The following is a 14,118-nucleotide window of genomic DNA, read 5'->3' on the forward strand; positions in this document are numbered from 1 at the left end:
AATATGGTCAAGTACATTCAACTATTTCTACTTATATTTCTAACAGCCTGTTCTTTATATAGTAATAAACAATTAGACTACGCTCTTGATTTTGCGGGGGAGAACCGACATGAACTGGAAAAGGTACTACAACATTACAGTCACGATCCTGAAAAATTGGCTGCCACTCATTTTCTTATCCGAAATATGATTGGCAAACAGGTTATTGACAGTAATTCAATCAGTAAAAAACAACCATTCTTTGATGCTTTTAGTAATTATATTAAACAACATGGCTCATATAAAAACGACATACAATACATCATTTACGATAGCATCAATCAACAATATCCAAATATAGGATCATACCCTCTATATCTTCAGGATTTACAAATATTATCTTCCAACTTCCTAATACATCACATTGATAATTGTTTTCATATATGGAACGAATATCCTTGGTGTAAGAATATTGATACTGAAACTTTCCAAAAATACATTCTTCCTTATACGACTAACAATAGCTATTGGGAACAGGCATTCGACTTCTTTTCCGAAAAATATGCATTGTTAAGAGATACAGTCAGGGATAAATCCTATAAAGAAGTGGGGGAACTCATATCCAACGATATTGATGGAAGTTTTCTCCAAGAATGGACTATTTTCAGAGACAAATATAAAGGATTGCTTCCTACAACATTCAAAAATATAGCATCCGCACAAATGGGAACTTGCTTAGAAGAAAACATATATAAAATAGCTGCATTACGAACGAATGGGATACCTGCTGTATTGAATATGCATCCAGGATGGGGTAATTCAGATTTTCCTCACTTTTGGACTGAAATCATTGGAGATAAAGAAATTGAAAAATTATATGACAACACACAAAGACCTTATTTTTCCGAAAAAGATGCGTTAATTACTAATATGTTCTGGGTAAATGCTTACAATCCATTGGTAAAAGAGGATATAATGCCATTTATTTCTATCCAACATTGTAGAACTGTCCCCAAAGTGTATCGAATCAACTATGAATTGATGAAAAATAGTTTAGTTCTCTCGACTGAAGAGGAAATACCGGATTTCTTTAAAAGCCCAGATATTGAAGACATCACTGACAAATATATAGTATGTAAAAATATTGAAGTTCCCTTGTGGAGTGACCGGCATCCGAAAATGCATATTTATTTATGCAGCTACGATGCTGACAATTGGATTCCGGTAAGTTGGAGCTGCCCGAAAGGGGAACATGCATTCTTTGAAAAAATGGGTGTCAATATGCTTTATTTGCCGGCTTACTATGATAATGGGGCTATTCTACCGGCTGGAGAGGCTTTTATTCTGACTGCAAATGGTGAGTTAGAATTTCTCTCATCGAAGGAGAGCAGAACCGAGCCTTCCGCTACATTTTATACCAAAACACCCTATCGCATACGTACTGTACTTCAGGCAGCCGATGCAGTAGGCACTCGCTTTTATGTTTGCAACAGAAAAGATTTATCAGATAGTGCGCTTGTTCATACAATAAATGAAATACCTTTTTATGTTGATAGTTTCAACATTCCCGACAATAAAAAATACCGCTATTTAATATGCGATTTCAAAAATGTGAACTCAATAGGATATCCTTTCGGCATAGCTGAAATAAAAGTATATGAAAACAATGATAAATTAGTTGCAGGCGAGTGGAGCGGAACAAAAAACGCTCCTAATTGCACGCTTGATATGATTACGGATGAAGACAGAGTCTCATATTATCAACCAGACACGCAAGAAAAGCAGCAACAAATCATATTTGAAATGAAGCAACCCTGCAAAATCGAAAAAGTCGAATTCTATCCGAGAAGTGACGACAACAGAATTGTCACAGGAGAATTATATGAATTATTCTATTGGGACAAGAAATGGATTTCATTAGGTCAGCAATATGCAAAAGAAAACAAGCTGACATACCACGACATACGAAAAAATGCTTTATTCCGCATACATAACCATACCAGAGGAAAGGAACACAGACCGTTTACTTATGAAAACAGGAAACAGGTTTGGTGGTAATAGAGAATAAAGATAAATCGTAGCAATGACATTTATAAAGAACATATTCAACTGGGGAATAAACTTATTATTGATAAGTTTCACTCTTGCCGCTCTTTGGCTTTTTTGCCAAGTCTTCCTCTTCACCTCCTTCCGCATCCCCAGCGATTCGATGGAACCGGAACTGATAGAAGGAGACGCCATACTGATCTGGAAACCGGTATTGGGGGCACGGCTTTTTAATCTGCAAGCGACCATGCAGCTTAAACAGGTCGATATTCACCGTGTGCCCGGATTCCGGAAAGTTAAAAGGAATGATGTGCTGGTTTTTAATTTTCCTCACCCTAACGGATGGGATAAGATCGAGATGCACATCATGAAATATTATATTAAACGGTGCATCGGATTACCGGGAGACACTTTGTCGATCCGGAACGGGATGTTTCAGGTCGGCGGGGTCGATACGCCATTAGGAAACATTGACTCACAACGAAGAGTCGGACAGACTTTGCCGGGAGAATTTCCCGACGGGGTGTATAAAAGTTTTCCGTTCGACTCCATTATCGGGTGGAACATTCAAAACTTCGGCCCGCTCTATATCCCGAAAACGGGTGACGAGTTGCCGATGAACCGGACAAACTATCTCTTATATCGCAAACTGATCGAATGGGAACAGAAAGGTTCGCTTAAATACCAGGATTCGGCTGTCTTTCTAAACGGGAAGACGATTGAATCATATCGCTTCCAAAAGAACTATTACTTTATGGCAGGGGATAAAGGTGCAAATTCGCAAGATTCACGCTACTGGGGTTTGTTGCCGGAAGAGTATATCGTTGGGAAAGCCGTACGCATTTGGAAGTCAGTCGCCCCCTATACAAAGAAGTTCAGATGGGACCGTTTTCTGAAAAAGATCGAATAAAAAACGGACTTGCATGAAAATAAAATACATGAGCATGAAACTAAAATTCCATAGGCATGAAATTCCGATTGCACTGGCATCCGTTTGTGGGGCGATGCTGTTGTGTACGCCATTGGTTGCCGACAGCGGACTGGCAAACGGGTTGGTGATGGGAAAAGTGCTCTGGTTTCATCTTGTTATGCTGTTTATGGCGGTTTGTACGATCGGAACGGTTTGGATAAAAAGCAAAAAAGCGCTTTCGTTCTCATTGCCGGACGGACTGCTGATCGCTTTTACAGGAATAATGCTGGCGACATACGACTGGCAACTGAATCCCGAATCGGAGAAGCTGCTCTTTGGCGGGCAGTTATTGGCCTTGTGGTTCCTGCTGCGTTATTTTCTGACGGAATATCCTCCCCTGAAATTCTTTTTTCTGCTTGTACTGATGCTTACCGGATTGACCGAAGCGGTCTGGGGAATGCAGCAATTGCATGGTTACAGCTATTCCAATCACTCGCTTTTCCGGCTGACAGGTTCTTTCTTTAATCCGGGTCCCTACTCCGGATACATCACGGTCGTATTGCCGGTTTGCCTGTGGGCGGCCTTGCGGTTTCAACGGCTGATGCACTATTTTGCCTGGATATGTGTCGGAGCGATCTTGATTGTTTTGCCTGCCGGAATGAGCCGGTCGGCGTGGATAGCGGCGATTGCGGCATGCGGATGGGTTTATTGGGTGGAACGGATCGGATGGGAAAAGACAAAAGCCGTATATATAACGTATCGAAAGGCTGCTGTTCCATTTATTATAATTGTTGCCATCCTGGCCGGCAGTGCTGTGGTTAGCGTTTACGGGATGAAACAGGACTCGGCAGACGGGCGGTTATTGATGTGGAAAATAACAGGAAAAGCGATAGCCGAACATCCGGGCGGCACGGGATTGGGCAGCTTCCCGGCGGCTTATGCCGGGACACAGGCGGAATATTTCGGGACGGGAGCAGCGACTGACAAAGAGAAGCTGGTGGCCGGATGTCCGGAATATGCGTTCAACGAGTATTTGCAGATCGGACTGGAACAGGGGATCGGGGGATTGATCGTGTTTGTGTTATTGCTGGGGAGTATTTGCTATTGCGGGATAAAAAGCGGACAAAACGGGGCGGTCGGCGGGATACTCGCGCTGGCGGTATTTGCGGTGTCGTCGTATCCGTTGCAGTTGCCGTCGTTTTGGATAGCGATAGTGTTCTTGGGGGCAATATGCGCGACGAAAAATAACACACGCCCTGCTCCTTCTCGAGAGGGAAAAAGATACTACCAAATGCTATTGACAAAAGCGGGAATCGTGATTATAGCATTGACGGGTATCATTATTTTCTCCATACAAAAGGGACAATACGAGGTTTACAAACAATGGGGACGGATGCAGATGCTTTACAATAATAGAGCATACGAATCGGTGGCGGAAGATTATGCGGCACTGCATGACAGACTGAAGCATAAGCCGGAATTTCTGTTTGAGGAGGCGCAATGCCTGAATAAGACGGGGCAATATGCAGCTGCCGTACAGGTGTTGGAACGGGCGAAGCAACTTAGCGGAGATCCGATGATCCGCTATATGATCGCGAAAAACAGGCAGGCGGCCAAAGAGTTCCAAGAGGCTGAAAAAGAGCTGCTGCACGCAATCGAAATACTGCCCGAAAGGCTGTATCCTTACTATCTGCTGGCCAAGTTATATGCAGAACCGGATTTCTATCAGCCGGACAAACTTCAGGCTGCCACCTACGCCGTTCTGACCAAAGAACCGAAGGTCGAAAGCAGGGCAATTATGGAGATGAGAGAAGAAATAAAAAAGATATTAGAAAAAAAGTAATTACGAATCACTCGTAATTAAAATATGTTTGTATATTTGCGAAACGACAACTTTGATAAAAACGAGAAGATATATGAAATACTACAAATTGTTTGCGATACTGATTCTGGCCGGAATGATGGCTTGCTCCGGTGAAAAGAAAGAAAAGGATGCCGGAGAAAACGTGGAAACGGTTTTGCCGGACGAGCCGAACGAAGTAACCGTGATGCCGCTGAAAACGACCGATTTCAACCACGAGTTGATCAGTAACGGCAAACTGTCCGCACGCGGCTTTGTCGACCTGAAATTCGAATCGGCGGAACCGATCGCTGCTATCTATGTAAAAAATGGCGACCGCGTGACCAAAGGGCAAAAGTTAGCGGAACTGTCGACCTTCCGTCTCACAAACAAAACGGCACAAGCCAAAGACGCACTCGAACGTGCCAAGCTGGAACTGCAGGACGTATTGATCGGGCAGGGATACAAGTTGGAAGATTCTACCAAAGTGCCGCCTGCAACCATGCAGCTGGTCAGGGTGAAAAGCGGATATGATCAGGCCTTGATCAGCTATCAGCTTGCCGAATATGAACAGCGCAATGCTGTCTTGACCGCTCCGTTCGACGGCATTGTGGCCAATCTGTTCGCCAAACAATTCAATACGGCTTCAACATCCGATGTTTTCTGCTCTATCATAGACACCCGCACACTGGAAGCGGCCTTCACCGTTCTGGAAAGCGAACTGCCGCTGATCAAAGCAGGCGACCGGGTGGAAGTCGTACCTTTTGCCCTGTCCGAAATCATGGCGGAAGGACGTATTTCCGAGATAAATCCGTTGGTGGATAAAGACGGAATGGTACAGGTGAAAGCTGCCGTAAGCGACAAAGGTAAACTGTTCGAAGGGATGAATGTACGGGTAAGCATTCATCGCTCGTTAGGAAAACAGCTGGTTGTTCCGAAAAGCGCCGTAGTACTCCGCTCCGGAAAACAGGTCGTATTCACATTGACTGACAACAAGGCGTATTGGAATTATGTACATACCGGTTTGGAAAATGCTGACAGCTACACGATAGTTGACGGGCTAAAAGAGGGCGATATCGTAATCACAAGCGGAAATATCAACTTGGCACACGAGGCACCGGTGAAGGTGGTCGACAATTGAGAGTTGAAAGTTGAGAGTTGAAAGTTCATAATCTACAATTCATAATTCTAATACATGATAAAGTTTCTACTACAACGTCCTATCGCGGTACTAATGGCTTTCACGGCTTGCTTTATCGTGGGGTTGGTTACCTACTTCACCATTCCGGTGTCGTTGTTGCCAGATATTGCAATCCCGGAAATTACCGTACAGGTATCCGGGCAGAATACATCGGCACGCGAGTTGGAAAACACAGTAGTAAAAACCATCCGCCAACAGTTGATGCAGGTTGCCAGCCTGCGCGATATCCACAGTGAGACACGCGACGGAGCTGCCATCATACGCCTCAACTTCGATTTCGGGACCAATACGGATCTGGCTTTTATCGAAGTAAACGAAAAGATAGACGCTGCCATGAACTACCTGCCGCGTGAAGTGGAACGTCCGCGGGTAATCAAGGCAAGTGCAACCGATATTCCGGTGTTCTGCCTGAACCTGACTTTAAAAGGGGAAAGTGGAAAGGTGAAAGGTGAAAATGAACAAGCTTTCCTCGATCTCTGCCAGTTTGCTGAAACGGTTATCAAACGGCGGATCGAGCAGTTGCCCGAAGTGGCAATGGTCGATGTGACCGGTATCCTGAAACGGCAGTTGCAGATCGTACCGGATATGAAGCTGCTGAAAATGTCAGAGATCACACTTGACGATCTGGAGACTGCGTTGACTTCCAATAATATCGAACCGGGCAGCATGACCGTACGCGACGGATATTACGAATACAACATTAAATTCTCGACCCTGCTGCGTACACCCGAAGATGTGGAAAACATCTATATCCGCAAAAACAACCATATTTACCAGCTAAAAGACCTGGCACGCATATCTGTCGTTCCGGAGAAAGAGACCGGCGCATCCCTTTCCAACGGGAAACGGGCGGTTACGCTGGCTGTGATCAAACAGGCGGACGAGAATATGGACAATATGAAAGAGGCGCTGAAAGAGGTGACGGATTATTTTGCTACGGTCTATCCGGATATCGAATTCAATGTGAGCCGTAACCAGACGGAACTGTTGGACTATACTATCTCGAACCTGAAACAGAACTTATCATTAGGTTTCCTGTTCATTTGTATCGTGGCAATCCTGTTCTTGGGGGACATCAAGAGTCCGGCGGTAATCGGGTTGAGTATGGTCGTGAGTTTGATTATCAGTTTCCTGTTCTTCTATCTGTGCAAGATGTCCCTGAATATCATCTCTATTTCCGGTCTGATCCTGGCTTTGGGTATGATGATCGACAGTTCGATTATTGTAACCGAAAACATCATGCAGTACAGGGCACGCGGAGATTCGCTGGAAGAGGCTTGCCAAAAAGGAACGACTGAAGTGATCACGCCGATGCTGAGTTCGACCTTTACGACAATCGCCGTATTCGTCCCGTTGGTTTTTATGAGCGGAATAGCCGGAGCGATCTTCTTCGACCAGGCTTTTGCCGTAACAGTCGGACTGATGGTTTCCTATTTTACGGGAATCATGTTGTTGCCGGTGCTTTACAAACTGGTATATAGTATCCCGGATATCAAACACAAGGGATTCAATATGCGGATCAACAACCTGGTCAAAGAACATACATTGGACCGCTTCTATGACGGCGGAGTCGATTTCATATTCCGCCACAAGAAGGTTGCCCTGATTCTTACTGCCATTACAATACCGCTTTGCGGCCTCCTGTTCTACGAAATTCCCAAAAGCCGTATGCCGGAGATCGACCAGAACGAATTGATCGCCCATGTGGAATGGAACGAAAACATCCATATTGACGAAAACAGGAGCCGGATAAACCAGTTGACGTCATCCGTCAATGACAGGGTGACAGAACATACAGCCTACGTGGGACAACAGCAGTTCCTGTTGAACCGTGACCAGGAAATGTCGGCTTCGGAAAGCGAAATGTATTTCAAGACGGAAAAACCGGAAGGGATCGCTCCCTTGCAGAAATCCGTCGAACACTGGATCAAGACGCATTATCCGATGGCGGTAATCTCGTTCTCCCCGCCTGTCACTGTCTTTGAAAAGCTATTTGTCACCGGAGAAGCGGATATTGTTGCCGAGCTTTATTCACACAACAAGACTGAGGCTCCGGACGCATCCGTGCTCCGTAAGATAGAACGGCAGATAGAGGCGAGAACCGGACATGCTCCTGTCGGTATTGCTTTCGACAACCAGCTGAACATTACGATAGACCGACAAAAACTCTTGCTTTACAATGTCGATTATAATGAGGTGTACCGGTTACTGAAGACAGCATTCAAAGAGAATGAGGTGGCGACGCTCCGCTCCTACCAGCAATATCTGCCGATCGCACTCGCCGGAGAGGGACAGACGGTAAACGAGGTTTTACAAAAAACACTGGTCCACACGGTTCCCGATGCGGATGGAAATGTAAGATACGTACCGTTACAATCATTGGTACACGTCACTCCGGGTGAAGATTTGAAAACAATCACTGCCGGAAAGAACGGGGAATATATCCCTTTCAGTTTCTATGATGTCGATAAGGCGGATCAGCTGATGGACGGTGTCAAGAAAGAAGTTGAGAAAAACTGGGATATAGACTTCTCCGGAAGTTTCTTCTCCAACCAGCAGATGTTGAATGAGTTGGTGGTAATCCTTTTCATCTCGATCCTCCTGATGTATTTTATCCTGGCGGCGCAGTTCGAAAGTTTCCTGCAACCGCTGATCGTATTGCTGGAAATTCCGATCGACGTGGCCGCATCCTTGCTGGTGCTCTGGATATGCGGGCATACCATGAACCTGATGAGTGCCATCGGTATCGTTGTTACCTGCGGTATCATCATCAACGACTCCATCCTGAAACTGGATGCCATCAACGAGCTCCGGAAAGGCGGGGTTCCGCTCATGGAGGCCATACATGAAGCCGGGCGTCGACGTTTGCGTCCCATCATCATGACATCATTAACAACCATATTCGGAATGGTACCGCTGCTCTTCACCTTCGACATGGGTAGCGAACTGCAAAAACCGCTATCCATTGCCATGATCTCGGCCATGTTCATCGGTACGGCAGTCAGCCTTTTCGTTATCCCGTTAATCTATTGGTTCATTTACCGCAAACACGATGTGAGAACAGTTGAAAGTTGAAAATTGAAAATTAAAAGTTATGAACAACAAGTTTGTACACAGGTATAAATACATAATCACATTGTTAATGCTTTTATGTATGCTTCCGGGAAAGGCACAGCTCACGCTGACACTGGAACGGACAATAACGTTGGCGGCAGACAGTTCGCTGGATGCTTTCCGCTATAAGAACATGTATCTGGCTGGGTACTGGCAATACCGGACCTATAAGGCGGGACGTTTGCCGAGTCTAACCCTGAACCTGACACCGGCACAATACCGGCGGTATTTTACACAACGATACGATTCGGAAAACGATATCGACGTGTATAGAAAACAGCAATCGCTTTATGCCGGCGGCCAATTGGAGGTTCAACAGAACTTCGACCTCCTGGGCGGTACGTTCTACCTGGATACGGATCTGGATTATATGCGTTATTTCGGTAACGAAACCTATAACCAGTTCTCGACTGTCCCCGTACGCTTAGGTTACCAGCAAGACTTGTTAGGCTACAATGCCTTCAAGTGGGAACGGAAAATCGAGCCGCTGAAATACGAGAAAGTAAAGAAAGAACTTCTTTATAACGTGGAACAGATGAGCGAGCAGGCAACAACCTATTTCTTCGCCTTAGCGATGGCGCAAGTAGAATACGACCTGGCCAAAGAGAACGTTGCCACTACGGATACGCTGTACCGGACAGGGCAGGAACGCCACAAAATCGCTTCCATCAGCCAGGCGGACCTGCTGACATTGAAACTCGATGCCGTAAATGCCCGCAATACCTTGAAAAATGCTGAAATTGCATTGAAGCGCGCCATGTTCAGCCTGGCGTCTTATCTGAACTTCGACAAGAACACGGAAATACGCCTGCGCCTGCCGAGCCGCCCGCGCGATATGGAAATATCGGTAGACAAGGCGCTTGAACTGGCACGCGAGAACAACCCGACTTTCCTGGACCTCCGTCAACAGATATTGGAAGCACAGCAACAGGTCGACAAGACCAAGAAAGAAGCGATGTTCAACGCCCAGATCAACGCCAGTGTCGGCTTCAACCAGGTCTCCAGTAAGATCCAGGATGCTTATAAGAACCTGCAACAACAGGAGATAGTCTCCCTGTCTGTTTCGATTCCTCTCGTGGACTGGGGCGTCAGGAAAGGGAAACATAATGTTGCCAAAAACAACCTGCTTGTGACAGAAACCTCCGCCAAGCAGCAGGAACTGACCGTCGAGGAAGATGTGATCATGACCGTCGGCGACTTCAATATCCAGCAAGCCCTGATCGCAAGCGCTGAAGAAGCGGTGGATCTGGCCGAAACGGCTTATAGCGAAACCAAACAGCGTTTCATGATCGGCAAGGCAGACATCAACAGCCTTACCCTTTCACTGAACCGCCAGCAGGAAGCACAGCGCAATTACATTTCAGCTTTGCAAAACTATTGGTTGAGCTATTATAAGATCAGGAAGCTGACCTTGCATGATTTTGAGACGGGCGTTTCGCTTGCGAACGAGTTCGACTATAAGAATGGGTTGTAAATAAAAGAAAAGAATGAGTGCATCTCCTAAAATATCCTCTTTTACCATCATCGTCACCTTCCTTTGTGTGGCAATGGCGGGGATTGCCTTTATACCACTATTGCCGATCAAGCTGTCGCCATCGCGCACCTTGCCGCAATTGACCATCAGCTACAATATGCCGGGAAACTCGGCACGCGTGATAGAGATGGAGGTGACTTCGCGTCTGGAAGCCATGCTGGCGCGTATCAAAGGGATCAAGGAGATCAATTCCACATCCGGAAACGGTTGGGGATATGTCACGCTCGAACTGGACAAACACACCAATATAGACGCCGCCCGTTTCGAGGCGTCGACCATCATCCGCCAGACATGGCCCAGCCTGCCGGACGGATTGAGCTATCCGGTCCTGGAGATGAGTCGCCCGGACGATAAGGAAGTGCGCCCGTTTATGAGCTATACGCTAAACGCCGCAGCCACTCCTATTTTCATCCAGCGTTTTGCGGAAGACCAGATAAAACCCCGTCTCAGCGGTATTCCCGGTATTTACCGGATAGACGTCAGCGGGGCCACGCCCATGGAATGGAGACTTGAATATGACAGTCGCCAGCTGGCAACATTAGGCATCAGTATTGCTGATATACAAAGGGCTATCAGCCAGTATTACCAAAAGGAATTCTTAGGGACCGGCAACGTAAAAACCGAATTGATGACCTCATGGATTCGCCTCGCCCTGATCCCGGAAAGCGAAAAGGACGGGTTCGAGCCGTCGCTTATCACTGTCATGAATAAAGACGGCAAACTGATCCGTCTGGACCAACTCCTGAAAGTAACCCGTCAGGAAGAGGCTCCACAAAGATACTACCGTATTAACGGGCTGAACTCCATCTACCTGTCCATCCGAGCCGAAGAGACAGCCAACCAGCTCGAACTGGCCAAACAGGTCAAAGCAGAAATGGAACACATCCGCGCCCTGCTACCTCCCGGATATGAAATACATACCAGCTATGACGCAACCGAATTTATCCAGGACGAGTTGAACAAAATTTATATCCGTACGGGACTTACGGTCTTGATCCTGCTGATCTTTGTCTTGCTGATCACACGGGAACTTAAATATTTGCTATTGATCGTGATCAGCCTTTCGATCAACCTTTGCATCGCTGTTATCCTCTACTACTTGCTGGGGTTGGAAATGCAACTTTATTCGTTGGCCGGCGTCACAATCTCGCTCAGCCTTGTGATAGACAACACGATCGTCATGACGGAACATATCCGGAACCGGCATAACCGGAAAGCAATCCTGTCCATTCTGACCGCTACGCTGACAACGATGGGGGCACTGGTTATCATCTTCTTCCTGGATGAAAAGATACGCCTTAACCTGCAGGATTTCGCAGCGGTTGTTATCATTAATCTGGGTGTTTCTTTGTCGATTGCCCTGTTCCTGGTTCCCGCCCTGATCGACAAGATGAATCTGGAATGGAAAAAAGGAAGCCAGCATAAGGAGATTCAAACAAGGACTTCCGGTTCCCCGAACAGCTTTATGTACCGACTCAGAAAAAGGACAAACCGTTTCCTCAAACGCTTCCCGGTCTATTACAACCGCTGCTACCAATGGCTAATCAATTTTCTTTGCAACTGGAAGAAGCTCGCCTGCTTCGTCCTGCTGTTGGCATTCGGTCTTCCGGTCTTCCTGCTGCCGGAGAAAATAGAATACGACACGAAAGATAAAAAGAAAGTGTACACAGCGACCGATTCCATGATGATCGAGAACTACAACAAGTTCGCGGCTAACGAAACCTATAAAGAAAAAGTCAAACCGATTATCGACAAAGCATTAGGAGGAACCTTGCGCCTGTTTGTCCAGAAAGTATATGAGGGAAGCTATTTTACGCGGAACGAAGAGACTGTGTTAAGCGTCAGTGCCTCGCTTCCGAACGGGACGACTCTGGCCCAGATGAATAACCTGATGAGCCGTATGGAAGCCTACCTAAGCACGTTCAAAGAGATACGCCAGTTCCAGACAAGCGTCTACAGCGCCCGCCAGGGTGGCATCAGCATCTACTTCACGAAAGAAAGCGAACGGAGCGGCTTCCCCTATACCCTGAAAAGCAAGATTATCAGTAAAGCCCTCGAATTGGGTGGCGGTAGTTGGAATGTATGGGGATTGCAAGACCAGGGATTCAGCAACGACGTACGGGAAGGTGCCGGTTCTTTCCGCATCGAGATGTACGGCTACAACTACGACGAGCTTTACGACTGGGCCGAACAGTTGAAGGCCAGGTTGCTCACCTACCGCCGTATCAAAGAAGTCCTGATCAATTCGGAATTTTCCTGGTGGAAAGACGATTACCAAGAGTTCTACTTCAATCTGGACAAAGCCCGCCTGGCACAGGAAAACATACAGCCGATCGAGTTGTTCGCCTCTTTGAACCCGGTCTTCGGGAAAGACATTTATAGCGGGACGATCGTGATGAAAGATGAAACGGAAAAGCTGAAACTCACCTCCCGCCAGTCACAGGAATACGATGTATGGAGTATGCAGAACGTCCCGCAAAGCATCAAAGGCAAGCCTTACAAGCTGGCCGAACTGGCAACCGTCGAAAAAGGACAGATGCCACAAAAGGTTGCCAAAGTAAATCAGCAATACCGCCTTTGCCTGCAATACGAATATATCGGCGCCGGAAATCAGGGGAATAAGATACAGGAACGGGAGTTGAAAGAGTTCAATGCCATCCTGCCAATGGGCTACACGGCTAAATCGGATAGCGCTTACTGGTACTGGGACAAGAAAGACAACAAGCAATACCTGTTGTTGCTGCTTATCATCGTCATTATCTTTTTCACGACCAGTATCCTGTTCAACTCGCTGAAACAACCGTTGGCCGTTATCTTCGTGATACCGATCTCTTATATCGGCGTGTTCCTCACATTCTACTGGTTCAAGCTGAATTTCGACCAGGGAGGGTTTGCCTCCTTCGTCCTGCTATGCGGTATTACAGTGAATGCCAGTATCTATATCCTGAACGAATACAACCAGATACGACTGCGCAAGCCGTTGATGTCGCCTTATAAAGCCTATCTGAAAGCATGGAATGCGAAGATCACTCCGATCTTCCTGACAGTCGTTTCCACCATTTTAGGTTTTATACCGTTTATGTTAGGTGAAGGCAAAGAAGCCTTCTGGTTTCCGTTGGCCGCCGGGACAATCGGGGGACTTATCATGTCTATTCTGGGCATTTTCCTCTACCTGCCGATCTTCACTTTGAAAAAACAACCGAAGCCTTGACTTCCATTTTAAAAAAAACAACAGTGGTTTATCCTCCAAATATTTGTGTTCCTATTATTTATAAATTGTCAACAAAATGTCACATCCAGACCTCCGCATTGGAACAAAGTAAAACCTACTTTTGCCACTTCGATTAATCTTTTTTTTCAAAAGGGAAACTCACAAGCTCCCCTTTTTGTTTTATAGGGTATATTTGTTCACTCCACTTCCTGTTATCTGCCTGGCAATAGCCTGACAGGTTGACTATGAGAAAATTCCTGCCCGTTTTACCCATAGATTGCGG

7 protein-coding genes are annotated in these 14,118 nt (G+C 46.3%); all 7 read left to right on the top strand.

Features of this window, described 5'->3' with window-relative positions:
• The first annotated feature begins 3 nt into the window (after nucleotides 1-3).
• The 7 genes from DWW90_RS09050 (at nucleotide 4) to DWW90_RS09080 (ending at nucleotide 13,835) form a co-directional block, all read left to right on the top strand.
• Entirely contained in the window at nucleotides 4-2,037 is a 2,034-nt protein-coding gene (locus tag DWW90_RS09050; RefSeq protein WP_122344751.1) for a hypothetical protein, read from the top strand.
• A 25-nt stretch (nucleotides 2,038-2,062) separates the two neighbouring features.
• On the top strand, nucleotides 2,063-2,935 hold the full coding sequence (gene lepB / locus DWW90_RS09055) for a signal peptidase I (RefSeq protein WP_122344752.1): 873 nt from the start codon (nucleotides 2,063-2,065) through the stop codon (nucleotides 2,933-2,935).
• 28 nt (nucleotides 2,936-2,963) lie between these two features.
• Nucleotides 2,964-4,778, top strand: a complete 1,815-nt coding sequence (locus tag DWW90_RS09060) for an O-antigen ligase family protein (RefSeq protein WP_233547695.1) — start codon at nucleotides 2,964-2,966, stop codon at nucleotides 4,776-4,778.
• 73 nt (nucleotides 4,779-4,851) lie between these two features.
• Nucleotides 4,852-5,916 (top strand): efflux RND transporter periplasmic adaptor subunit, encoded by a 1,065-nt coding sequence (locus DWW90_RS09065; RefSeq protein ID WP_122344754.1) that lies wholly within the window; start codon nucleotides 4,852-4,854, stop codon nucleotides 5,914-5,916.
• A 54-nt stretch (nucleotides 5,917-5,970) separates the two neighbouring features.
• Complete coding sequence (locus tag DWW90_RS09070; protein WP_122344755.1) at nucleotides 5,971-9,051, top strand: efflux RND transporter permease subunit; 3,081 nt, start codon at nucleotides 5,971-5,973, stop codon at nucleotides 9,049-9,051.
• Nucleotides 9,052-9,118: 67 nt separating this feature from the next.
• A complete protein-coding gene (locus DWW90_RS09075) occupies nucleotides 9,119-10,564 on the top strand; it encodes a TolC family protein (protein ID WP_233547696.1) in 1,446 nt (481 codons plus the stop codon).
• Between the two features lie 13 nt (nucleotides 10,565-10,577).
• The gene (locus DWW90_RS09080; protein WP_122344757.1) at nucleotides 10,578-13,835 is read left to right on the top strand and encodes an efflux RND transporter permease subunit; all 3,258 of its coding nucleotides are present in this window, start codon (nucleotides 10,578-10,580) and stop codon (nucleotides 13,833-13,835) included.
• The last annotated feature ends 283 nt before the right edge of the window (nucleotides 13,836-14,118 follow it).

It is taken from the genome of Parabacteroides sp. AF17-28 (assembly GCF_003479205.1).
GTDB classification, from domain to species: Bacteria; Bacteroidota; Bacteroidia; order Bacteroidales; family Tannerellaceae; genus Parabacteroides; species Parabacteroides acidifaciens.

Bases quoted from the DNA above. Each gene is read 5' to 3' on its own strand.
- DWW90_RS09060 (WP_233547695.1), top strand. From the start codon at position 2,964: ATGAGCATGAAACTAAAATTCCATAGGCATGAAATTCCGATTGCACTG.
- DWW90_RS09080 (WP_122344757.1), top strand. From the start codon at position 10,578: ATGAGTGCATCTCCTAAAATATCCTCTTTTACCATCATCGTCACCTTC.
- DWW90_RS09075 (WP_233547696.1), top strand. From the start codon at position 9,119: ATGCTTTTATGTATGCTTCCGGGAAAGGCACAGCTCACGCTGACACTG.
- lepB (WP_122344752.1), top strand. From the start codon at position 2,063: ATGACATTTATAAAGAACATATTCAACTGGGGAATAAACTTATTATTG.
- DWW90_RS09070 (WP_122344755.1), top strand. From the start codon at position 5,971: ATGATAAAGTTTCTACTACAACGTCCTATCGCGGTACTAATGGCTTTC.
- DWW90_RS09065 (WP_122344754.1), top strand. From the start codon at position 4,852: ATGAAATACTACAAATTGTTTGCGATACTGATTCTGGCCGGAATGATG.
- DWW90_RS09050 (WP_122344751.1), top strand. From the start codon at position 4: ATGGTCAAGTACATTCAACTATTTCTACTTATATTTCTAACAGCCTGT.